This is a genomic window from Vibrio sp. S12_S33 (genome assembly GCF_963889785.1).
GTDB classification, from domain to species: domain Bacteria; phylum Pseudomonadota; class Gammaproteobacteria; order Enterobacterales; family Vibrionaceae; genus Vibrio; species Vibrio aestuarianus.
Genome location: NZ_CAWPQZ010000008.1, coordinates 47,251 through 69,875, shown reverse-complemented (window position 1 = coordinate 69,875; position 22,625 = coordinate 47,251). Strand labels below are relative to the sequence as shown.

Annotated in this window: 17 protein-coding genes and 1 tRNA gene; 7 read left to right on the top strand and 11 right to left on the bottom strand. The window is 43.4% G+C overall.

Annotation, left to right across the window (positions count from 1 at the left end; translation table 11 throughout):
- Positions 1 to 33: 33 nt before the first annotated feature.
- The 7 genes from AACW06_RS05900 to AACW06_RS05870 all read right to left on the bottom strand — a co-directional run bounded on the left by AACW06_RS05900 (position 34) and on the right by AACW06_RS05870 (position 8,593).
- Complete coding sequence (locus AACW06_RS05900; RefSeq protein ID WP_192074391.1) at positions 34 to 1,395, bottom strand: TRAP transporter large permease; 1,362 nt, start codon at positions 1,393 to 1,395, stop codon at positions 34 to 36.
- Positions 1,396 to 1,398: 3 nt separating this feature from the next.
- On the bottom strand, positions 1,399 to 2,085 hold the full coding sequence (locus AACW06_RS05895; protein ID WP_192074390.1) for a TRAP transporter small permease: 687 nt from the start codon (positions 2,083 to 2,085) through the stop codon (positions 1,399 to 1,401).
- A 132-nt stretch (positions 2,086 to 2,217) separates the two neighbouring features.
- Positions 2,218 to 3,213, bottom strand: coding sequence for a TRAP transporter substrate-binding protein (locus AACW06_RS05890; RefSeq protein WP_192074389.1), 996 nt, complete (start codon positions 3,211 to 3,213; stop codon positions 2,218 to 2,220).
- Positions 3,214 to 3,483: 270 nt separating this feature from the next.
- Positions 3,484 to 4,746: an ABC transporter substrate-binding protein gene (locus AACW06_RS05885; RefSeq protein ID WP_192074388.1), complete on the bottom strand. Its 1,263-nt coding sequence runs from the start codon at positions 4,744 to 4,746 to the stop codon at positions 3,484 to 3,486.
- 53 nt (positions 4,747 to 4,799) lie between these two features.
- Positions 4,800 to 6,254 carry an ATP-binding protein gene (locus AACW06_RS05880; RefSeq protein WP_192074387.1) on the bottom strand — a complete coding sequence of 485 codons (1,455 nt, stop codon included), beginning with the start codon at positions 6,252 to 6,254 and terminating at the stop codon, positions 4,800 to 4,802.
- A 3-nt stretch (positions 6,255 to 6,257) separates the two neighbouring features.
- On the bottom strand, positions 6,258 to 6,989 hold the full coding sequence (locus AACW06_RS05875) for a response regulator (protein WP_192074386.1): 732 nt from the start codon (positions 6,987 to 6,989) through the stop codon (positions 6,258 to 6,260).
- Between the two features lie 134 nt (positions 6,990 to 7,123).
- On the bottom strand, positions 7,124 to 8,593 hold the full coding sequence (locus tag AACW06_RS05870; RefSeq protein ID WP_192074385.1) for a protein adenylyltransferase SelO: 1,470 nt from the start codon (positions 8,591 to 8,593) through the stop codon (positions 7,124 to 7,126).
- Positions 8,594 to 8,966: 373 nt separating this feature from the next.
- On the opposite strand from AACW06_RS05870, the gene AACW06_RS05865 reads away from it, so the two are divergent.
- On the top strand, positions 8,967 to 10,334 hold the full coding sequence (locus tag AACW06_RS05865; protein WP_192074384.1) for an L-serine ammonia-lyase: 1,368 nt from the start codon (positions 8,967 to 8,969) through the stop codon (positions 10,332 to 10,334).
- Positions 10,335 to 10,499: 165 nt separating this feature from the next.
- Here the strand turns inward: AACW06_RS05865 and AACW06_RS05860 are convergent, their stop codons facing one another.
- The gene (locus AACW06_RS05860) at positions 10,500 to 11,273 is read right to left on the bottom strand and encodes a hypothetical protein (RefSeq protein WP_192074383.1); all 774 of its coding nucleotides are present in this window, start codon (positions 11,271 to 11,273) and stop codon (positions 10,500 to 10,502) included.
- A 271-nt stretch (positions 11,274 to 11,544) separates the two neighbouring features.
- Here AACW06_RS05860 and AACW06_RS05855 point away from each other — a divergent pair, with 271 nt between their 5' ends.
- The 5 genes from AACW06_RS05855 (at position 11,545) to AACW06_RS05835 (ending at position 19,088) form a co-directional block, all read left to right on the top strand.
- Positions 11,545 to 13,083: a bifunctional GNAT family N-acetyltransferase/carbon-nitrogen hydrolase family protein gene (locus tag AACW06_RS05855; protein ID WP_192074382.1), complete on the top strand. Its 1,539-nt coding sequence runs from the start codon at positions 11,545 to 11,547 to the stop codon at positions 13,081 to 13,083.
- Between the two features lie 184 nt (positions 13,084 to 13,267).
- Entirely contained in the window at positions 13,268 to 14,506 is a 1,239-nt protein-coding gene (locus AACW06_RS05850) for a DEAD/DEAH box helicase (protein ID WP_192074381.1), read from the top strand.
- A gap of 210 nt (positions 14,507 to 14,716) precedes the next feature.
- Positions 14,717 to 16,504: an alpha-amylase family protein gene (locus tag AACW06_RS05845; RefSeq protein WP_192074380.1), complete on the top strand. Its 1,788-nt coding sequence runs from the start codon at positions 14,717 to 14,719 to the stop codon at positions 16,502 to 16,504.
- Between the two features lie 4 nt (positions 16,505 to 16,508).
- Positions 16,509 to 18,386: a maltodextrin glucosidase gene (gene malZ, locus AACW06_RS05840; RefSeq protein ID WP_192074379.1), complete on the top strand. Its 1,878-nt coding sequence runs from the start codon at positions 16,509 to 16,511 to the stop codon at positions 18,384 to 18,386.
- A 111-nt stretch (positions 18,387 to 18,497) separates the two neighbouring features.
- Complete coding sequence (locus AACW06_RS05835; RefSeq protein WP_192074378.1) at positions 18,498 to 19,088, top strand: hypothetical protein; 591 nt, start codon at positions 18,498 to 18,500, stop codon at positions 19,086 to 19,088.
- A gap of 56 nt (positions 19,089 to 19,144) precedes the next feature.
- Here the strand turns inward: AACW06_RS05835 and AACW06_RS05830 are convergent.
- A tRNA-Arg gene (locus AACW06_RS05830) sits at positions 19,145 to 19,221 on the bottom strand.
- 201 nt (positions 19,222 to 19,422) lie between these two features.
- Between AACW06_RS05830 and folD the strand changes: the two genes are divergently transcribed.
- Positions 19,423 to 20,283: a bifunctional methylenetetrahydrofolate dehydrogenase/methenyltetrahydrofolate cyclohydrolase FolD gene (gene folD, locus AACW06_RS05825; RefSeq protein WP_168522752.1), complete on the top strand. Its 861-nt coding sequence runs from the start codon at positions 19,423 to 19,425 to the stop codon at positions 20,281 to 20,283.
- Between the two features lie 36 nt (positions 20,284 to 20,319).
- Here folD and AACW06_RS05820 read toward each other — a convergent pair whose 3' ends face one another.
- Together AACW06_RS05820 and AACW06_RS05815 are read right to left on the bottom strand one after the other, a co-directional pair.
- Complete coding sequence (locus AACW06_RS05820; protein ID WP_168522754.1) at positions 20,320 to 21,414, bottom strand: GGDEF domain-containing protein; 1,095 nt, start codon at positions 21,412 to 21,414, stop codon at positions 20,320 to 20,322.
- A gap of 219 nt (positions 21,415 to 21,633) precedes the next feature.
- Entirely contained in the window at positions 21,634 to 22,608 is a 975-nt protein-coding gene (locus AACW06_RS05815; RefSeq protein WP_192074377.1) for a lytic murein transglycosylase, read from the bottom strand.
- Positions 22,609 to 22,625 lie beyond the last annotated feature (17 nt).

The following is a 22,625-nucleotide window of genomic DNA, read 5'->3' as shown; positions in this document are numbered from 1 at the left end:
ATAAAAATGCCCAGCGTCGCTGGGCATTGAATTTTATTTGGTAATGATTTCCGGCCCCATCAGTGTGGTCGGTAACCAGGTTGAGACCCATGGCACATAAGTAACGATAATTAGGAATAAGAACATAATAGCAACCCATGGTAATGCCGCTTTCACCACACTCATCATCGACATTTTAGCGACCCCTGCGGTGACAAATAGGTTTAAGCCCACGGGTGGGGTTATCATGCCAATTTCCATGTTAACCACCATAATGATACCGAGATGAATTGGGTCAATTCCCAACGCAATAGCAATAGGGAAGACCAGTGGAGCGACGATAATCAGCAAGCCTGACGGCTCCATAAACTGACCACCTAACAACAGCAATACGTTCACAACAATGAGGAAGGTAATTGGACCAAGCCCTGCCGACAACATCGATTCAGCGATAATTTGTGGGATGCGCTCTTCAGTTAATACATGTTTTAATATCAAGGCATTGGCAATGATAAACAGCAGCATAATGGTTAGTTTACCTGCATCAAACAGGGTCGCCTTGGTATCTTTATGAAAAAAGGCTTGTACCACTTTGACAACCGCAGGCTTGGTGTTTGCTTTATCCGCAAATGGGCCCATATCTTTGTAAATAAAGTTAGCGATCAAAAATGAATAAACCGCGGCAACGGCCGCCGCTTCTGTAGGTGTAAATATACCGCCATAAATACCACCAAGAATAATGACCACAAGTAGCAGCCCCCAGCTAGCTTCTTTAGCAGCCGACATCGCTTCTTTCCAACCGACAAATGGCTGCTTGGGCAAATTTTTCACACGGGCAAAGATATAAATGGCAATAATTAACATCAACCCGGCAAGCAACCCAGGGATCACTCCTCCTAAGAACATTCGCCCAACCGATACGTCCGTGGCCGCCGCATAAACAACCATAACGATCGACGGAGGGATCAAAATTCCGAGCGTCCCCGCATTACAAATAACACCAGCGGCAAACTCTTTGGTATAACCATTTTTCACCATACCGGCGATAACAATACTACCAATAGCGACCACCGTAGCAGGTGATGACCCAGACAACGCAGCGAACATCATACATGCCACAACAGAGGCAATCGCCAAACCACCGCGAAACCAACCTACCATCGCAATTGCAAAGCGGATAATGCGTTTTGCAACTCCGCCTGTAGACATAAAACTGGAGGCTAAAATGAAAAATGGAATCGCCAATAAAGTGTAGTGCCCTTCAAAGGCATTAAATAAGGTTTGAGCCACAGATGCTAACGACGTATCTGAGTGCCACAAAAGAAAAAGAATACTCGATAAGCCAAGTGAAATAGCAATGGGTACACCCACCAGCATAAAACCGATCACCATCACAAACAGTAGTAAAATTTCCATGAATTAGCGCTCCTTGCTGCTGTCGTTCGAGGCGATAGGTTGACGAAATGGTTCGGCCATATCGTCAGCGGCTTGCGCCATTTCGGCTTTCAGCGCTTCTAAATCTTCTTCAGCTTCATGACCTGCAATCATACGGTCTAGCTTGCCTGTCACAATTTGGTAGGCAATTTGTAAAAAGCGGAATGTTAACAATGCCATTCCTATCGGTAATGCCATATAAGGAATGAAACGTGGTAGCTTTTCATAGCGTTCGCCTTCATTCATCAAATCTGCGAGAAATTGCAGCATCTCTGGCATCGGAATATCGTCTGTTTCATACCATGCGCGCTCTGTCGCAAAGGGATACCAATAGTTCCACGAACCAATGAGCAATAAGATAGAGAAGGCTAAACAACTGCCAACAGCAAGCAAAGCAAACACTTTACGCATACCGGCAGGAACCATGTTAATAATGACATCAACACCAATATGAAAATGCTTTTTCACACCGTAGGAAGCGCCCACTAACACCATCCAAGCAAACATGAATACTGTCAGTTCCAATGCCCATAAAATATTTTCGTTAAACACATAACGCAGCACGACGTTAACGAAAGTGAGTAAGGTCATACTGCCAAGGAAAAATGCAATCAGCATTTCTTCTATGGCATCCGTAAATTTGCCGACTTTAGAGAAAAAAGAGTGTTCCATTTGATACATCGCTCTAATAGTTATTATCGGAATAAACACAAAGCGCTGTACTACTTAACTTCCAAACCAGCGGTAGAGTTAGGTGCAGCGTATTGAGAAAGCCCCATCACTCTTGATGGGGCAAATGGTACGTTATTGGTTTGAAGCCAACGCAGCATCAATCAAATCAGTACCGATGTCTTTTTCAAACTTCTTCCATACGGGTTTAAGTGCAGTAACCCACTCTTGACGCTGTTCTGAGGTCAAGGTGCGAATAACGCCGCCCGCTTCTAATACATACTGTCTGTTTTGTTGCTCAACCCGATTTGATTCGGAATTACGCGTTTCGGTTACTTCTTTTAGAATGGTGGCAAACTGATCGCGAATATCCGTTGGTAGACCGTCCCACCATTTGGTGGAGGTCACGACCAAGTAATCCAAAATACCGTGGTTCGTCTCTGTGATACCATCTTGTACTTCGAAGAATTTCTTCCCATAAGTGTTAGACCAAGTATTTTCTTGGCCATCGATAACTTTGGTTTGTAAGCCACCATATACTTCAGCAAAAGACATTTTTTGCGGGTTCGCACCAAGTTGTTCAAACTGAGCCACTAGCACATCGGAGGCTTGAACACGGAATTTCAACCCTTTGGCATCCCCAGGGACCAACAATGGCTTATTGGCTGACATCTGTTTCATACCGTTATGCCAAAACTCTAGGCCTTTCACCCCACGACGTGCCATTGAGTTTTTCAGTTTTTCGCCGTCAGCAGAATTTTGGAAACGGTCAACGGCATCAACATCATCAAAAAGAAAAGGAAGGTCAAAAATGCGGAACTTTTTGGTGAACTTCTCAAATTTAGAAAGAGAAGGTGCAGCAAGCTGAACATCGCCATTGAGCAAAGCTTCTAACACTTTGTCATCATCATAGAGTGTCGAGTTTGGAAACACCTGCATACAGGCTTTGCCATTCATTTCCTTATTGACACGCTCTTCAAGCAATGAAGCTGCGATACCTTTAGGGTGTTTATCGGTATTGGTTACATGGCTGAATTTAATCACCATTTCACCAGGGTCACAGTTTGCAGCGGCATTAAAACTCGTTACGGCAATAATTGAGGCAGAAAGAAGGGTTAGAGGCTTTAACATTATTATTCTCCTTGAGTGAACATATCAGCCCCATCAATGGGTGCTGTATAGTCTATACAAGGCAATTACCAAGCCAACTTTGTACATTTATTTAACAAGCCTTTAACCACAAGGTTCTCCACGATTACGCGGTTTGTAAACAGACAAAGTCCTACAAAACTTATTGGTACAATGGGTGGGAAATGACACACATAAAACGGCATTTTGGGTGGGAAATGACACTAAGCAAGATGATAAGCGAGTAAAGCATGAGGATATCAACCTCGAACGTTACATCGCCGCTTTTACTGCTTTGGCTAGCTTACGCGCTGCCTGCTTAGGATCTGCATAGCTGTCATTAAAAAAGTCAGTAACTACATCAAACATTGCACTTTGCACGTAGCTGGTCGTTGCCATGCCATGTGCCATGCTAGGTACTAACCCAGCGGATGCTGCCGTGTTTTTAAAGGCATTCATTGAATCTAAAGCGCATAGATCAAACTTAGACATATCTACGTCAACTCGCACAGGAATGGAGCCTTTTTTAAGATTAAATATCTCTTGGAACTGAGGAGCAAGAATCGTCGTTGCCAATGCTTGTTGCGCTTGCTTATTTTCGGTGTCGCTTAACTCATAAAAGGCAAAACTATCGATATTATGAATGAACTGCCCTTCCGTTCCGGGCGCAGCAACACAAAGGTAATCTTTACCCGCGACTTTACCGGCAGCGGTAAATTCACCTTTGGCCCAATCCCCCATGATCTGCATCGCAGCTTGACCACCTATCACCATCGATGTTGCTACGTTCCAGTCTCTACCGGGAGCATCAACGTCGATATAATCATGCATTTTTTGGAATTTGCTGAACACCTCGACCATTTTATCACTCAATAGCACATCCATATCCAGCTCAACAAATGCCTGTTGGTAGCCTTTAGGACCCAATACGTCTAAGGCAATGACTTCAAACAACGTTGCGTCTTGCCACGGTTGACCACCATGAGCAAGTGGAATAACACCTATGGCCTTAAGTTTGTCTCCGGCTACAAAAAATTCATCCAATGTCATCGGGACTTTCATATCGAGTTTCTTCAATACAACGAGGTTAACCCACAACCAATTGACACGATGAATATTCACTGGGACAGCAACATATTGGCCATGCCATTTCATGATCTCGGATACCACGGGCGGAAGAACATCATCCCACTGGCCTTGTTTGGCAACATCATTCAAATTGGTCAGAAAACCAAGCCCTGCCCACTCTTGAATATCACGCCCTTTAATTTGCGCAGCAGAGGGTGGGTTACCCGAAACGGCGCGGGTTTTTAGTACGGTCATCGCGCTTTCTCCACCACCACCAGCCACCGCAAAATCCCTCCAACTGTGACCTTGCTCTTCTAGCATCCCTTTCAGTACATCAATCGACTCAACTTCTCCATTAGCAGTCCACCAATGAAGAACTTCAACATCAGCGGCATCAACCGATGCAGTAAACAGCAACGATAAAACCAAGAGTATTTTTTTGATAGATAACCTCGTGTTGGTACTCATATCAACGTCCATAGTTTACTTTCTGCTAAAAAGAAATTGTCTGGCATCCTAGATCACACTTCAAGCATAGGCGGGATAAACACTTGCACTTCCAACCCACCGTGCGCTGGGTTGCGCAAAATAATATCACCACCATGTCCATGTAAAATACTGCGGCAGATACCCAACCCTAAGCCGTGTCCTTGATCATCATCGGCCAAGCGAAAATAGGGTTCAAATACCGCCTCCAATTTATCAGCCGGAATACCCGGGCCTTTGTCTTGGATTGTCACTACCACCCATTCTGGTGTTTCTTCCAACTTAACCCACACCTGCTGACCATATTTAACACCGTTGCCGATTAAATTGGTTAACACGCGCTTGATAGCCAGCGGCTTTGCGATAACGGGAGCGATCTCAATCGGAGAGAAGTGCACCACAGATTGAGATAAGTTATAGCCCTCAGCGATAGTGATAATCATCTCATTGAGATCAATGCTGGCATTATTCTCATGCAAATCGGTATCGCGTACGCACTGTAATGCCCCTTTAACCATCATCTCTAACTCGTCCAGATCACGGTTAAACTTCTCACGTTTTATATCGCTGTCGAGCAATTCAGCTCTTAGCCGTAAACGGGTGATGGGCGTTTTTAAATCATGAGAAATGGCAGAGAACAGATGCTCCCTATCAGCAATATAACGGCGAATACGTTGCTGCATTCGGTTAAAGGCTTGCGTGGCCGTGATCAACTCTGTTGCGCCCTCTTCACGTAAAGGACGTTGGGCAATATCCATGCTCATTTCATTAGCGGCCTTAGCGAGATTTTTCAACGGCCTAACTTGTCGGCGCATTAATAAGTAAGTGAGTAGCAGCAATATGGTGGTGGAAAAGAACAAAAATAACATTTGCTCCTTGCCCAAAATCGTATCGTCTAACTTCACGTACGGTGCGGGCAGCAAGGCGGCAACGTAGATCCACTCATGGCTTGAAAGCTCAATTTGCACCACCAAAATAGGTGGATTAAGAGGTTCCAGTGTTAACGTATGGTATGCCCAGGACTTTGGTAAATCACTAAGTAAAATGTCATTTTTCAATAAACGTAGGTGCTCAGGCTTGGTAAATTCCACTTGAATGCTAGCGACATTGTTTAATTTTTGCATGAGAACCTCAGTGACAGCATCAACCGAAGCTCGCTTTAAGCGCGTCTCTTCAATCGGCTCCACCAGCAATGCCTCTTTATTGAAAGAGACAAAAAATCGCGTGCCACCCATATTACGAATTTGGTCGAGTACGATATGACGGTATTTCACTGGCAGCGACTGAAAAAATGTCACTGTAGAAGCAAACATACCCGCCATACTAGATGATACCGAGTGTATCCCCTCGAGTTCTTTCTGTTTCGATTGGCTGTACCAAATGGCTGTGGCGATCCCTTGTGCAAGCACGACCGCTAACAGCGTCAGTAGTAGTGTGCGAGAAACTAAAGAATTGGGTTTAAGTCGCGAAAATAAAGGCGTCAATGGCATCGTTTAACTACCATACGTGACCGGAACCGAGAGAATATAACCATTACCACGCATAGTTTTTATATAGTGAGGATATTTAGCGCTATCGCCTAGTCGTTGTCGCAAGCGACTCAGTTGAACGTCAATACCACGCTCATAAGGCAAAGCTTCGCGTCCACGCGTTGCGTACGAAATAGTGTCACGATCCAGTACTTCATTAGGGCGGGTTAAAAAGAGCATCAATAAGGCAAAATCGCTGCCTGAGAGATCGTGCCCTTCATCACGTTCAAGGTGCATAATGCGATGCGACAAAGTATCCAGTTGCCAATCGCCAAAAGTAATCTGCTTGGGAGACGCACTATCGGTAGGCTTCTCTTCAGAAACTTGTACTCGACGAAGCAGCGCTTTGATACGAGCCATCAACTGACGCGGATTAAAAGGTTTCGCGACATAGTCATCAGCCCCAATCTCCAAACCAATAATTTGATCGGTTTCATCAGAAACTGCTGTCAGCATAATGATTGGCACATTTGAATTGCGACGAATTTTTTGACATAGCGTAAAACCGTCGTCACCCGGCATCATCACATCAAGCAAGATAAGATCTGGGTACATGTTTTGCTCTAAATAAGACAGCAATGCCACACCATCAGCGAGCGTAATAATTTCATAGCCCGATTTGGTCAGATATTCGTCGAGTAACTCACGAATTTCCTTATCATCATCTACTACAACAATGCGAGTTCTTGCCTGCATACCCTTTTCCCGTTTTTACCACGACTTTATTTTTACCACTAATCGCCACAGTGTACCGACCGACCGTTTTTTTGATTATTGATATTTATGTAAAATTTGAATTCAAACTGGATGATGATCACAAATTGGAATGGTTATGAGGAACAGCTGATCGTTAATTTTTTCCCCCATTGTGGTGGAAGTTGCGCATAGTGATCGTTTTCAGGTTGATCATCAAAAGGGTGAGCCAGTAATTGTGCCAAACGCTGCACTTCTTGATAGTCACCGTGTTGCGCTTTATCGATAGCTTGTTGAGCAAGGTAATTACGTAAAACATACTTAGGGTTCACTTTGCGCATTGCTTCACAGCGCACCTCAAGCGATGTCAAATTTCCAAATCGATCCGTTTCTAAATGACAACGTTCTAGATAGTGATCGAGCCAAATTTTGGCCTCCCCCCTGTCAAGGAATAGATCAATAACTGCTTGAGATCCTTGAGTATCTAGGTTAGATAATTGCCTAAAAAATCGTGTGTAATCGGTATGGTTTTTAGTTAGCAGCTCGAACATATGCTCAAACAAAGCAGAATCGCCGGTTTGTTGTGTCAGTAAGCCAAGTTTATGGCGCATGTGCTGGCTAAAATAACACCCAAGTTGTCTTTCAAACTGTGCAAGAGCGACTTCAAGATCAGCACGCTCAACCAATGGAGAAAGCGCATGTGCTAACGCCGACAAATTCCACAAGGCAATTCTAGGCTGCTGATCAAACGCATAACGCCCCTGATAGTCAGAATGGTTACTAATAAAACTGGGCTCGTAATCATCTAAAAATGCAAAAGGGCCATAATCAAAAGTTTGACCAAGAATCGACATATTATCGGTATTCATCACACCATGAGCAAAGCCGACCGCTTGCCAATCGGCAATCATCTTGGCTGTGCGATCCACAATGCGGTTAAACATAGCGGCATAAGGTTTTTCTTCAGCGAGGCAGTCTGGGTAGTGCCACTCAATCACTTTATCGGCGAGTAACTTTTGCTGCGTAAGTTGGTCGGTATAAAAGAAATGCTCAAAATGACCAAAGCGAATATGGCTTTGTGCCACTCTCACCAACAGAGCACCTTGTTCTTGTTGTTCTCTATAAACTGGCGTATCACTGCTCATCATGGCTAGTGCTCGGGTGGTGGCAATTCCTAAACCTGCCATTGCCTCACTACACAAATATTCACGAATGGTTGAACGCAGAACTGCTCGGCCATCGCCCATTCGAGAATAAGGTGTTAACCCTGCCCCTTTAAGATGGAGATCAAAGACCTCCCCTGAGTGACTTTCAATTTCAGCAAGCAGTAAACCGCGCCCGTCACCCAGTTCAGGGTTGTACACTCCAAACTGGTGGCCAGCATATTTCATGGCAAGCGGTTTAAATTGAGAAGGGAGTGCTTGACCCGATAAACTGACTAATAACTCATCGTTAACCGACTCTGGTAAAGACAAAAACGAAGCTAGCTTTTTATTCCAAGCCACCCAACGCACATTTTTTAATGGCGTAGGATCAACCTTAGAATAAAAAACTGTGGGTAACTGACCGTAACGATTGTGTAGCTTTACCTCATCCCAAATCGACATGCGAAGTCCTTTGTTTACTATGCTCTGACACTCGCACGTTAACAAATACCCGACCAAGTTGCTAGGGTATATGAGTTTAACCCAACCCTAGTTGGCTCTATTTAGATAAAGGCAAATATACCCATAACGATAACGAACGAAAAAAGACTGGTTTTACCTATCACCCCGAGAAAAGCAGGTTGGATCATTTCTTGACGCTGCATGTTACTCTTACTAATTATTACATCGTTATTACAATATGATGAATTTTTAACATTTACTCAACTATTTAAGATATTAAATTTTTGTTACAAAACATTCAATATTCTCTCTCTTTCACTAACGAAAAACGCTACTATTGCTAACAGTCACTCTCTTTATCGTAGGTATTGCCATGTTATCCATTTTTGAGATTTTTAAAATTGGCGTCGGCCCTTCAAGTTCACACACCAACGGTCCGATGATCGCCGGTTATCAATTCACACGCCTTATTGCTGATCTTTCTGAAGTAAAGCGAGTACAAGTTGATCTTTATGGGTCTTTATCGTTAACCGGTAAGGGCCACCATACCGACCGAGCGGTCGTTCTTGGTTTACTGGGCAATAAGCCCGACACCATCAAAATAACCAGTGCCAAGCAATCACTAGCCGTTGCTTTCGAAGAGGGAATGCTCAACTTAGCAGGCTCTCACAATATCTCTTTTGACGTTCAAACCGACCTTATTTTCCAATCGACCAACCTGCCACTGCACGAAAATGGCATGACTATTACAGCCTTTGGTAAACAAGGGCAGCAGCTTGCCTTTGAAACCTATTATTCAGTCGGGGGCGGATTTGTTACCACAGCGCAAGAGCTGCAACATGGCAGCAGTCAACCGACGGTAGACGTCGAATTCTCTTTCTCCTCTGCCGACGAGCTCCTATTCAAAGCTGAAAAAAATGGGCTCAGTTTAGGTGGTTTAGTGCTCCGCAATGAACTTGCCTTTCAAAGCGTAGAAGAAATCAATAAAAAAGCTGACCAAATTTGGAAGGTCATGTCGCTGTGTATGCAACGAGGTTTAGAAACAGAAGGAATATTAGAAGGAGGGCTGCATGTCACTCGCCGAGCACCTGCGCTATTAAAAAAGCTGGAAGCAAATGCGGCAATAGAGAATGACCCAATGGAAATCATGGATTGGATTAATTTATTTGCTTTTGCAGTAAGCGAAGAAAATGCAGCGGGTGGACAAGTGGTCACATCACCCACTAACGGTGCCGCTGGCGTTATTCCTGCGGTGCTAATGTACTACCATCGTTTCATTAAGCCGCTCGACACCAAACAGTTGAAAGATTTTCTAGCCGTTGCTGGCGCGATTGGAATTTTGTACAAAACCAATGCATCAATATCTGGCGCTGAAGTAGGTTGTCAAGGTGAAATTGGCGTGTCTTCCTCAATGGCTGCGGCAGGGTTAACCGCACTGAGAGGCGGCAGTAACGAACAAATATGCATTGCCGCAGAAATCGCGATGGAACATTCTCTGGGTATGACCTGTGACCCGATTGGTGGTTTAGTCCAAGTACCATGCATTGAGCGAAATGCCATGGGAGCAATGAAAGCGATAAACGCCTCTCGAATGGCATTGAAACGAACTAGCAAGTGTTTAATATCTTTAGATAAAGTCATCGATACTATGTTTCAAACTGGTAAGGACATGAACAAAAAATATCGAGAAACATCATTAGGTGGGTTGGCACTTATTCATTTAGCTCCACCTTGTGAATAAACGGTCTCTGATAAAAATAAACCTTATACCCTTCCGACTTGAATTTGCAGCGGTGTTGGCTACGTTCACTCACCCCAATCACATAGTGTATCTATGCTAATGGGGATGAACTCACTTGCCGCCTACCTGCAACTGCAAGTGGTTTGGGTATATACCAATGAAGCTTTAAGCATTAAATTCTGGCACGCGGATTTCTAACTTCTGCTCTGCCGCTTCGCGTTGAATGATCCATTGATAACTCAATGACAAAATACAAATTTCAACTGCACAAACAAACAGCCAAATTGCAGAGGCTAAGAATGTCACCATCAAAATATTGGACGCAAACAATGGTTGCAACACGATATTGATCAATGTTGGGATCACACCAATCAAAATAAACAGCGATTTACTGTGTGGCTTCGACCTGCGCCACGCAATAGTTAACCCTCTTGGTTGATGGTCTAAAGCCGTTGCAGGTAACACCAGTGACCAACGCGCTAATAGCCAGCAAATAGGAAGCATCACGCCATAAGTCATAAGCTGTAACACCCATTGTGCAGCACCAACAGTACTTGCAAGTGACCCGACCAGAAACAAAGGGATAAACATCGCACCAAACAGAGCACTCGCCAATACCCCCCACCACCCCACAAATCGCCACTCACGGATACTGATATGGAAAATAGCCCCTAAGCTGCATGACTTTTCATCTAACAGTGCCAAACGGTGAATCCGAACGGCCGCCATTGCTGCTGTCGCCAAATAAAGTAAACCAATCAGCATATTCAATGGTGTAAAGATAACTTGAGGCTCTGAAATATCAACCCAACCTAAAACAAAATAGCTATTCACTACACAAAAAGGAGCAGACAGAAAAAGCAGCGTCAGCCAGTTTGCTCTTACTAATTTAAGCGCACTGACCACCGTATATTGGACGGGTAACTGTTGATCTTCCATGAATGAATTCCCTTACAAAACCGTAGGTTTAATATATCGGATATGGATATTTTTTATCCGAAAAGCTCTGTGATGCGAATCTAACTCCCCACAGTAGTTGTTAACAATATTGTTTTTATCTCGATAAAAAATTAACGATGCTGTGCTAGTAATCTTCAAAAGGTTAAGAGATAGTGAAAATGTCGTATTACTCGTTGCTATTTCTTCCTGGCTATCAGTCAGTTGATTTCTAACGAGCAATCCAGATAAATAAAAAAAGGACACTTATTCAATGAGAAAATCAACCCCACGCTTAACCTTAAGAGTCATAGATACGAGTGATTATTCTGAACTGGCGGCGTTAATGGATCTGGTTTTTCATGACGTTGGCGGGTCATGGCCACGGATGACCATCATGGACCTAGTGCATCAGTTTCCTGACGGGCAAATTTGTATTGAAGATGATGGGCGCATTGTTGGCGCAGCATTAACAATTAAAGTTGACTATAACCGGATGTCATTACCGCACGTCTATACCGACATCATCAATGAAAATAATGTGATTCAACATAAAACCAGTGGCGATGCACTTTATGGTTTGGATGTGTTTGTCCACCCAGATTACCGAGGTTTGCGTTTAGGAAGGCGTCTTTACGAGGCAAGAAAAGAGTTATGTCGCAGCAATAACTTAAAAGCGATTTTGGCTGGTGGACGTATTCCAGGTTACGCTAAACATGCCAAAGAAATGAAGGTCGCTGAATATATAGAAAAAATCAAAAGACGCGAGCTGCATGACCCTATTTTATCTTTTCAGTTAGCTAATGATTTCGACGTAAAACGTATTATGCGTCACTACCTACCGGAAGACGACAGCTCACAAGGCTACGCAACATTATTAGAATGGGATAATTTCTTCTATGAAGAAGATATCTTTTCCATTCATGATATTGAAAAGACTATTGTTCGCTTAGGCATTGTGCAATGGCAGATGCGCGCGATGGAAAGCGTCGAAGACTTGATGCAACAATCTGAATTTTTTGTGTCATCACTGTCCAACTACAAGGCCGATTTCGCCTTATTTCCAGAGTTTTTCAATGCGCCGTTAATGGGTTTGCAAAATGATAAGAATTCAGTTGAAGCAATACGCTTTCTTGCTTCATTCAGCGACGAAATAAAACTGCATTTTTCACAATTGGCAGTCACCTACAACATCAACATTATTGCAGGCAGTATGCCAGTGATCAAAGATGACCAACTGTATAATGTCTCCTATTTGCTGCATCGAGATGGCTCGATAGACGAGCAGTATAAAATTCATATTACTCCACATGAAAAAAGAGACTGGGTGATTGATGGTGGCGATAAAGTGAAGGTTTTTGAAACCGATGCAGGACGTGTCGGTATTTTGATTTGCTACGACAGTGAGTTTCCAGAACTTGGCAGAATGATGGCAGAACAAGATGTGCAGATCATCTTCGTGCCATTTTGGACTGATACCAAAAATGGTTACCAACGCGTACGCTTATGCTCACAAGCCCGTGCCATCGAAAACGAATGCTATGTTGCTATTGGCGGCAGTGTTGGAAACCTTCCAAGGGTGGATAACGTCGACATTCAGTATGCTCAGTCGGCGGTTTTCTCCCCTTCTGATATCTATTTCCCACACGATGCAACGATCACAGAAGCAAGCCCTAACACTGAAATGATCATTTTTGCAGACGTTGATTTAGACAAACTCAAGCAGCTTAACATGGAAGGCTCCGTCACTAACTTACGCCATCGACGCTTAGACCTATATGGCGGATTTACTCAAAAACGTTCAGCTAAATAACTTCGACTAGCAGCAGTGATACTCAAGTGGTATCACTGCTTTTCATGAACAACAAAATAGCTATCGCTAAAATGTGCGATCTTCGTTCGCGTTTACTGACTTCATGCTAGAATGTGCTCTTATCGACACAGGTTGAGCCTTGTTGGGCTAATCCTACCAAATTATCATAATTCTGAGAGTCAGCATGCCATTCTCCAATCTTGGATTGAGCGATCCAATCTTAAAAGCCGTTACCGAACTCGGTTATTCCGCCCCCACTCCCATCCAAGAAAAGGCGATTCCAGCCATTTTAACGGGTAAAAATGTGATAGCGGCGGCGCAGACCGGTACCGGTAAAACGGCCAGTTTTGTATTGCCTATTCTACAAATGCTCAGCCAAGGAAAAACACAGCGTGCCAAACGCGTACGTGCATTAATTCTTGCTCCAACTCGTGAGTTAGCACTGCAAGTAGAAGAAAACATTACGCAATATGCGAAATATCTTTCACTGACATCGCTTGCAATGTACGGCGGAGTTGATTCTCAAAAACAGAAACAACGCTTGATTGAAGGTGTGGATATTTTGATCGCCACACCAGGCCGCTTGCTTGATATGTATGGACAACGTGCTGTCCATTTTGACGAGCTGGAAGTGTTAGTCATGGATGAAGCCGACCGCATGTTGGATATGGGCTTCATTGAAGACATCAATAAAATTGTTGATCGTCTACCGCTTGATCGTCAGAACTTGCTGTTTTCTGCAACACTCTCTCGCCCAGTACGCGAACTGGCAAAATCAGCGATTAATAACCCAATCGAAATTGATGTTGCGGGCTACAACAAAACACCAAATCAAATTGAGCAGTGGATCATCACGGTCGATAAAGATCAAAAATCCGCTCTGCTTAGCCATTTGATCAATGAAAACCAATGGCAGCAGGCGATGATTTTCATTGAAACCAAACACGGCGCTGCCAAGTTAGCCAGTCAATTGGAAAAACGCGGCATCACCGCCGAAGCATTTCATAGCGGGCGTAGCCAAGAAGTTCGAGAAAAATTATTGGCCGATTTCAAAGCCGGTAAGCTTCAATTTCTGATTGCGACTGGCGTCGCGGCTCGCGGGATTGATATCGACAACTTAGAACGTGTTATCAATTACGATCTACCCTACCCAGCTGAAAACTACATTCACCGTATCGGTCGTACTGGTCGCGCAGGTGCTACAGGCGAAGCAATCTCACTGGTATCAAGAGATGACTTTAAAAACTTATGTATGATTGAAAGTCGCTTAGGACATTTATTGGTACGCAAAGAGATTGAAGGCTTTACCCCGAAAAAAGACGTACCTATTTCGATTTTAAATTACCACTTGAAAAAGCGTGATAACGACCGCTCCAATGCGTCTCGTCCCCCTTCTCGCTCTAAGCAAGCTAAACGCTCGTAAGCGTTTGCTCTCTATCCATAGACCTCACCAGTTAGTGAGGTCTATGCTAGTTAGCGTTCCAAATAATTCAAACCGCATCACACTTCCGCTCACTCCTTGCCATCTACGCCCCCAATTAATGCATCAAGGAGGATTTTGTCTCATTGCTCTTCAACTAGCCTAAAACTCATCCAATATTGATATCAACGTGATGGCTTAGGTTCAACCGTTATGACCACTAATAAATACAATATCTATCAAGTATTCACGCGCTTATTTGGTAATAAAAAGAGTGTCAATACTCCGTGGGGCAGCGCCGAACAAAATGGCTTGGGTAGATTCAATGATTTTACTCATCAAGCGCTGGCTGAAATTCAAAAGTTGGGCATCACCCATATTTGGTATACCGGTGTACCCCACCATGCTTTGGTTCGTAACTACACTCAATACGGCATTCACAACGATCACCCAAGTGTGGTCAAAGGCCGTGCAGGCTCACCCTATGCTGTCAAAGACTACTATTCGGTCAATCCAGATTTAGCCGATAACCCTGCACAGCGAAATGAAGAGTTTGCAGCATTAATTCACCGAACGCACAATGCGGGTATGAAAGTCATCATCGATATCGTCCCTAATCATGTTGCAAGGCAGTATCGCGGCTTAAATAACCCTGCTGGTGTAAATGATTTCGGAGCCAATGATGACACCAGTGTCGAATATGCAAGAGATAACAACTTCTATTACATTCCACAGCAGCCATTTGAACTGCCTGATATACCTACTTCCCTTTTGCCACTCGGTGGCGAAAAGCACCCTGATTTAGCAACGCCATACCATGAATATCCTGCAAAATGGACAGGCAATGGTTCACGACTTGCTAAACCCAATGCGGATGACTGGTACGAAACCGTCAAAGTAAATTACGGCATAAGACCCGACGGCAGCAAAGATTTTGTGTCGTTACCAGAAGAGTACCGTTTTAAGTCTCACCGTGAGCATGCCGCATTCTGGCAAGATAAAAGCGTGCCAGACTCATGGGTCAAGTTTCGCGATATTGCGCTGTATTGGATCAATAAAGGCGTCGATGGCTTTCGCTACGACATGGCAGAAATGGTGCCTATTGAGTTCTGGAGCTATATGAACTCGGCGATTAAACAACAAAATCCACACGCATTTTTGTTAGCCGAAGTGTACCAACCGGAGCTATACCGAGATTATATTCAGCTAGGAAAGATGGATTATCTCTACGATAAAGTAGACCTTTACGATTCATTAAAAGCGGTGATGCAAGGTCATGGTTCGACCAAAGAGATTGGCCGCATTGAATATCAATTGCGTGATATTGAACATCACATGCTGCACTTTCTCGATAATCACGATGAGCAGCGTATAGCATCACCACAATTTGCAGGAAGTGCTGAAAAAGCGATCCCCGCGATGTTGATTTCAACATGCTTATCGACCGCGCCAACCATGATTTATTTCGGACAAGAAGTCGGGGAAGCGGGTGCCGAACATGCAGGCTTTGGTCAGCCATCTCGCACTTCTATCTTCGACTATATTGGCGTGCCAAATCATCAACGTTGGATGAACAACGGCCTATTTGATGGTGGCCAATTAACTGATAGTGAAAAGCAACTTCGCGATTTTTATTGCACATTGCTCAATTTAGCCAAACAGAGCCCGGCCTTGATGGGCGAATATCATGATTTGTATGCGCAAAACGTTGACAACTTTGCTCCTCTGCAAGACAGCCTATTTGCTTTTGCTCGAGGGAATACCACTCAAAAACTGATCCTGGCAGCGAACTTCAGTGACACTCACTCGAAATCATTACATCTAAGTATTCCGATGGCATTGATTAAGTATTGGGGATTAAGCGAGGGGGAATATCCACTGTTTGATCACCTTACCCAGCAAGCACTGGTATTGATAGTGAATGAAAAAGAAGATACAGCCTACGTACCACTTCAGTTTTCACCACTTTCAGCGCATTTTATCGAACTGATTTGGGAGTAAAACGATGACTCATCCTTTCTTCTATCACGGTCAAACGGCTGATTGGGTTGTGCGAGAAGGTGACCAACTCACCATAAAATTAGCCACAGAGAAAGCCTTTTCGCTGACCAAAGTTCAAATTCGTCATGAACCAAATAACGAAGAATACCTAGTTGATATGGTCTTGAGTAGCGCAACACCATATCTCAATTACTGGCAAGCAACCATCCCGCTCAACAGTGACCGAAATATCACGCACTATGTATTCAAGCTGCTACAAGAAAATGGTCAGTGGTGGTTAGATGCAAAATCCATATCTAAACGTATCCCAAGTAAAGAATTTCACTTTAAATTTAATGCCAACCACCAACCACCAGAGTGGGTCAACGAGCAAGTTTTCTATCAAATATTCCCTGATCGCTTTGCTAATGGCAAACCAGAGATAAGCGTTAAGACTGGCCAATACGCAGTCAATGGTGGTAAGAAGATGGTTCAAGCAAAAGTTTGGGGAGAAGCTGTCGATACGAAAAATGGCCATGGTGGATGTGAATTCTATGGTGGCGACTTGTATGGCGTCGAAAGCAAACTGGATTACTTACAACATCTCGGCGTCACCGCACTTTACCTTAACCCTATTTTCCGTGCACCCAGTAACCATAAATACGATTGCACAGACTATTACACTATCGATCCACATTTGGGGACGAACAAGCATTTTGCGGCTCTTTGTCAGAACTTACGTCAGCGTAATATGAAAATCATGCTTGATGCGGTTTTTAACCATACTTCTACCGAACACCCTTGGTTTAACCGCCAAGGTACGCATTCAACGATTGGTGCTTACCAATCTCCATTATCACCCTATCGTGATTATTATTTTTTCGATGGTGATAGCCAAAATTATATAGGTTGGAAAGGTATCGCCAATCTGCCTGTTTTAAACTTCGAAAACCAGAAAGTGAAAGACACCATTTACCAAGCTAAAGACTCAGTTATAAAGTACTGGCTTAAACAACCATACTGCATTGATGCATGGCGATTTGATGTCATTCATATGCTTGGTGAAGGAGAAGGCGCAAAAAACAATGCTCACTATGTCAAAGCTTTTCGCCAGTCAGCCAAACAAACCAACCCTAATTGCTATGTATTAGGTGAACACTTTTTCGAAGCCACACAATGGCTACAAGGTGATCAAGAAGATGGCGCAATGAACTACTATGGCTTTGCTCACCCTATCAGAGCTTTATTAGCTAAATTGGATATCGCTTTCGACCCCATTGATATCAGTGTGTCAGAGTTTCTCGACTGGCTTGCTGAAGCTCGTGCAAAATTACCTTGGGCCAATCAGTTATCACAATTAAATCAATTAGATAGTCATGACACAGCTCGTTTTATCGAATTGGTTAAATACGATTCGGCACTCTTTAAAATAGCCAGCACGCTATTGTTTACCTATATTGGAACACCTTGTATTTACTATGGAACCGAAGTTGGGCTAGAAGGTAGCCATGATCCTGACAACCGCCGCTGTATGCCATGGGATCACGTTGAGCAATCACCGTACTACCCATTCTTCCAACAGTTAATCGCTCTTAGAAAAAATTCCATCGCGCTGCAAAAAGGCGATTTTTATCTGTTGTTTAGCGATGATAAAAGTTTTGTCTTTGCCCGAAAACACACTGAACAAAATATAGTTGTTGGTATAAATTTATCAAAACAAGACATAAGCATAGCCCTGCCAATGTGGCAGTTAGGCTTAACAAATGGTGAACTAAGAAATATCGACAACGGCCATACAATGCAATATACAGATGGTCTTGCACAAATCACCTTAGTAAGCCGTTCCAGAATTGTACTGACATCGATATCAGATAAATCGTTTGATTACTCAGCATCGCAGTAAGCGCTTTTTATCGCATAACTCTTGATGAAAGATTAACATGCATCATTGCTCGGTAGTGTCACTCACCTATCGAGCTGATTTTTTATATTTAACAGACAACAAGGTGATGACATGTGCGAATTAACAATAGAACAAACCGATGCAATAGCCACCTTCAAACACAACCTCCATCTTCCTGGCGGTGGTTTTCATGCGCTTATCGTTGAATTATGTAGAGAATTCCAACTACCTTTCCAAGTTGTTCGCTCCGTTCTTAAGCAGGCACAAGCTTCCATCGAAACAAAAATACGAAACCAATTTGATGATGTTGTTGCTAGTGATTTAACCAAAGAACATTGGCTAAGCATCATAAAAGATGAACTCAACGAACGAGCAAAAGATAACATTTCTCTGATGGAAATGCTGATTGATAGTGAAATCTACCGTCAGTTTCTTGATCAAAGTAAATCACCACTTCGCACTGAATCGGAGCGCGAATGTCTTTTAGAGCAATTAATGCAGGCTTATGAACAACAAGTTTATAAACCCCTCAAAGCCATGCTGTACACCACAGCCTTGCAGTGGCAACTGCCGAGCGATTTATTGGATATGACCGAAGAAACGCGCCAATTGTTTAATAACTATCCGCAACATATGGAAGCCAGTGCATTATTATTTAAGCTCAGTGAACAAATTAGCTCTCAACCACTAAGCGATAATTAATCCCACAAACGAAAAAAGCCTGACAACTTAATAAGCTATCAGGCTTCTAGAATAAATGGCACGCCCTGTAGGATTCGAACCTACGACCACATCCTTAGAAGGGACGTGCTCTATCCAGCTGAGCTAAGGGCGCGCTACAGGGAAAGGATTATACGAGTTGAACTCGGTAAATCAATCGCTTTCTCTAACATTTTGTTTCAAATGCCTAAAAAAGAGTCGCCCAGCAATATACTGATGAAAAACAAAACAAGGCAAACGTTTGCTTGTGGATGTTATTCAAAATATCTGCGACAATGCGCGCAAAAATTTTCGCTACGAATGTGTAAGGAAAGTCATGACCGCTCAAAATATTGATGGAACACTCATCTCACAAACCGTTCGCTCAGAAGTCGCAGCACGAGTAAAAGCTCGTAATCAAGCAGGGTTGCGCGCGCCAGGCCTTGCTGTTGTATTAGTCGGTGAAGATCCTGCATCGCAAGTTTATGTTGGCAGCAAGCGTAGAGCGTGTGAAGAAGTTGGTTTTGTATCGAAATCTTATGACCTTCCTGCCACTGCCAGTGAAGAAGAGTTACTGACGTTAGTCGATCAACTTAATGAAGATCCAGAAATTGATGGCATCTTAGTACAACTGCCACTACCGGCTGGCATTGACACAACTCATGTACTTGAGCGCATCATTCCTGAGAAAGATGTGGATGGTTTCCATCCATACAATGTAGGCCGTTTAGCGCAACGCATTCCTAAACTGCGCTCATGCACACCAAAAGGCATTATCACACTGCTCGATCGCTACAATATTCAACTACGCGGTAAACACGCGGTGATTGTTGGCGCTTCCAATATTGTTGGCCGCCCAATGACACTTGAATTACTGCTTGCGGGCTGTACGACAACGACATGCCACCGCTTCACTAAAGATTTAGAGCACCATGTACGCCAAGCTGATGTTTTGGTCGTTGCTGTTGGTAAACCCAATTTTATTCCAGGTGCTTGGGTGAAAGACGGTGCGGTAGTGGTCGATGTTGGCATTAACCGCTTGGAATCAGGCAAACTAGTGGGTGATGTGGAGTACGATGTCGCTAGGGCGAAAGCAAGCTTTATCACACCAGTTCCTGGTGGCGTTGGCCCAATGACGGTGGCAAGTCTGATAGAAAATACGATGCTTGCGTGTGAACAGTTTCATACTAAAAAATAACTGTTATTGGCGGGGGGCGTAACTCTCTCCCCTTTCCTAGTACGCCTCAGCAACGCAAACTTTACCTTTGCCTGCCTTTTTGGCTTGATACATAGCCCTGTCTGCAATCGTCAGGCTATCACTCAAGTCCATCTTTTCCGTGTCAACGAATGCAATACCAATACTTGCTCCAACATCGTTCACTACTTTTTTTAGTGAAGAGAGCTGCTGGCTAGAAAATAGTGCAATGATCTCATTTGCCATGTTCACGACATCCTGCTCGCTGGCATACTCTTTCGCATAAATAGCAAATTCATCGCCACCGATGCGAGCAACATCATATGCACCTAGGCTTTGTTGTAGATATTGCTCGGCAACGGCTTTCAACTTTAAGCCAAATTCAGCTAGGACGATGTCGCCATAATTATGACCATAGCGATCATTAATGTTCTTGAAATTATCTAAGTCGATATAAATTATTGCGCTTTGGTAGTGATGAGTTAATTGCATGGAATGATAAAGTACTGAGTTGAAACTAGAACGGTTAGCTAACTTGGTCAGTGAGTCAATATAAGCGAGTTCATGAATACCTTCCTCATGCATTTTAAGTATGTAGTCATCCATTTGAGACTGAAAGTAAATTAAAATATGGCACATACCGCTTAATGCAATCAATGTAATGACCAAGCGGATACTCATCACATGAGAATATTCGTAGATCGACAATTGGAAAGCGAGCGTTATAAAAACACCAGTAATAAATAGAAAGGAGAGAAGTAAACCAGACTTAAATTGATTAATAAATATTCCGATTGCGGCAAGCGGATATACCCACATTACCCCCGCACCTTCATATCCACCAGTTATGATAAGGTATAAGCTTAAAGAGTAAACAATCGCAGAAAGGCAAACCAAGCCAACCGTTCGCCAACGTATCAATAGCCAAACCGTCAGCAAGCCAAAACCCGTATAGAACGCTAAAGTCGTTGCCAGTAACGTTTGACCTTTATAAAAACAATAGCCAGAAAAAACACCAAGAAACACTATACCAAATAGCGTCAAAGCAAAAACCATCATCCGTTGCCGGTGATGTTTTGTTAGAACCACTTCAGATAGTTTATCCGCTACAAAACTGTGAACGTCATGCGCCACCAAGATTCCTCTGTAAAGTGCTACCACCAGCCGTTGCTAGCAAGTAATTTCGACCACTAAATACAACCAAAACACCAATAAATGTGACTTCAGTCGAAAATAACACCAACAATGATAACTAAAACAAAAGTAAATCACCACAGAGTCATTCACAAAAGTGTGAATTTTTAAACGATTGGTTGAATTCACACATCGGTTGAGTAGTGAATTCAACTGTAACTAAAAACTGGCGATGCGGTCTGCTAAATGGCTAACGGCAAGAGCAAAATAATACGAACGATTCCACTTCATCAACACGTTGTAATTGTTATATACCAAATAGACTCGACCTGCTTCATCGTCTGGCATAATCAACCAAGCTTGGATATCGTCTGTTAGCGTGGGCAACGGGCGGCCATCATAACGAGTAACGCCTAGCTTGGACCACTCTTGCAGGAATTTGCCTTTTTCTGATTGACGTCCTTCTAGTGCATGGTCAAATCCTTTCGGGATTTTCACTTGTCGACCCCAAGTGTATTTATCATCCCACCCTGACTGGCTTAAGTAATTGGCAGTGGAAGCAAACACATCTTCTTTAGTACCCCAAATATCTTTTTTGCCATCACCATTGCCATCAGAAGCGAAGGCTAAAAATGAACTAGGCATAAATTGACATTGGCCCATTGCACCTGCCCATGACCCTTTCATGTCGTCAGCATTGATATGACCTTGCTGTAGAATCTGCAGTGCAGCCATAGTCTCTTTACGAAAAAATGCCTCTCTTCTACCGTCATAAGCCATAGTCGTTAAAGCATCAATGACACTATAACCCCCCATCAATGCACCGAAATTACTTTCCACTCCCCATAACGCCACGATAAAACGAGGTTGTACACCATACAGTTTTCCAATACGGCTAAGTTGATCATAGTGCTTTTCATACAAGGCTTTGGCTTGGTTTACTTTCCAATCTGGCACAGCACGGGGAATATATTCGTCCAGCGTCAATTTTTTTTCTGGCTGATTACGATCCGCTTTGACCGCACGCGGCTTGTAAGCAACATCTTTGAAAGCATCGCTTAAAATTTGCTCTGAGATTCCTTCACTGCGCGCTTGCTGTTTTAAGCTTTCGACATACTGTTCGAAACTGACTTCATTCGCCATTAACGGCGCGGTAAGACTCAAACCTAATACGACTGACAATAATTTTCTCAAATCGCCCTCCTTGAGCT

Coding starts and splice junctions, on each gene's coding strand:
- AACW06_RS05900 (WP_192074391.1), bottom strand. CDS start 1,395: ATGGAAATTTTACTACTGTTTGTGATGGTGATCGGTTTTATGCTGGTG.
- AACW06_RS05895 (WP_192074390.1), bottom strand. CDS start 2,085: ATGGAACACTCTTTTTTCTCTAAAGTCGGCAAATTTACGGATGCCATA.
- AACW06_RS05890 (WP_192074389.1), bottom strand. CDS start 3,213: ATGTTAAAGCCTCTAACCCTTCTTTCTGCCTCAATTATTGCCGTAACG.
- AACW06_RS05885 (WP_192074388.1), bottom strand. CDS start 4,746: ATGAGTACCAACACGAGGTTATCTATCAAAAAAATACTCTTGGTTTTA.
- AACW06_RS05880 (WP_192074387.1), bottom strand. CDS start 6,254: ATGCCATTGACGCCTTTATTTTCGCGACTTAAACCCAATTCTTTAGTT.
- AACW06_RS05875 (WP_192074386.1), bottom strand. CDS start 6,989: ATGCAGGCAAGAACTCGCATTGTTGTAGTAGATGATGATAAGGAAATT.
- AACW06_RS05870 (WP_192074385.1), bottom strand. CDS start 8,593: ATGTCGATTTGGGATGAGGTAAAGCTACACAATCGTTACGGTCAGTTA.
- AACW06_RS05865 (WP_192074384.1), top strand. CDS start 8,967: ATGTTATCCATTTTTGAGATTTTTAAAATTGGCGTCGGCCCTTCAAGT.
- AACW06_RS05860 (WP_192074383.1), bottom strand. CDS start 11,273: ATGGAAGATCAACAGTTACCCGTCCAATATACGGTGGTCAGTGCGCTT.
- AACW06_RS05855 (WP_192074382.1), top strand. CDS start 11,545: ATGAGAAAATCAACCCCACGCTTAACCTTAAGAGTCATAGATACGAGT.
- AACW06_RS05850 (WP_192074381.1), top strand. CDS start 13,268: ATGCCATTCTCCAATCTTGGATTGAGCGATCCAATCTTAAAAGCCGTT.
- AACW06_RS05845 (WP_192074380.1), top strand. CDS start 14,717: ATGACCACTAATAAATACAATATCTATCAAGTATTCACGCGCTTATTT.
- malZ (WP_192074379.1), top strand. CDS start 16,509: ATGACTCATCCTTTCTTCTATCACGGTCAAACGGCTGATTGGGTTGTG.
- AACW06_RS05835 (WP_192074378.1), top strand. CDS start 18,498: ATGTGCGAATTAACAATAGAACAAACCGATGCAATAGCCACCTTCAAA.
- folD (WP_168522752.1), top strand. CDS start 19,423: ATGACCGCTCAAAATATTGATGGAACACTCATCTCACAAACCGTTCGC.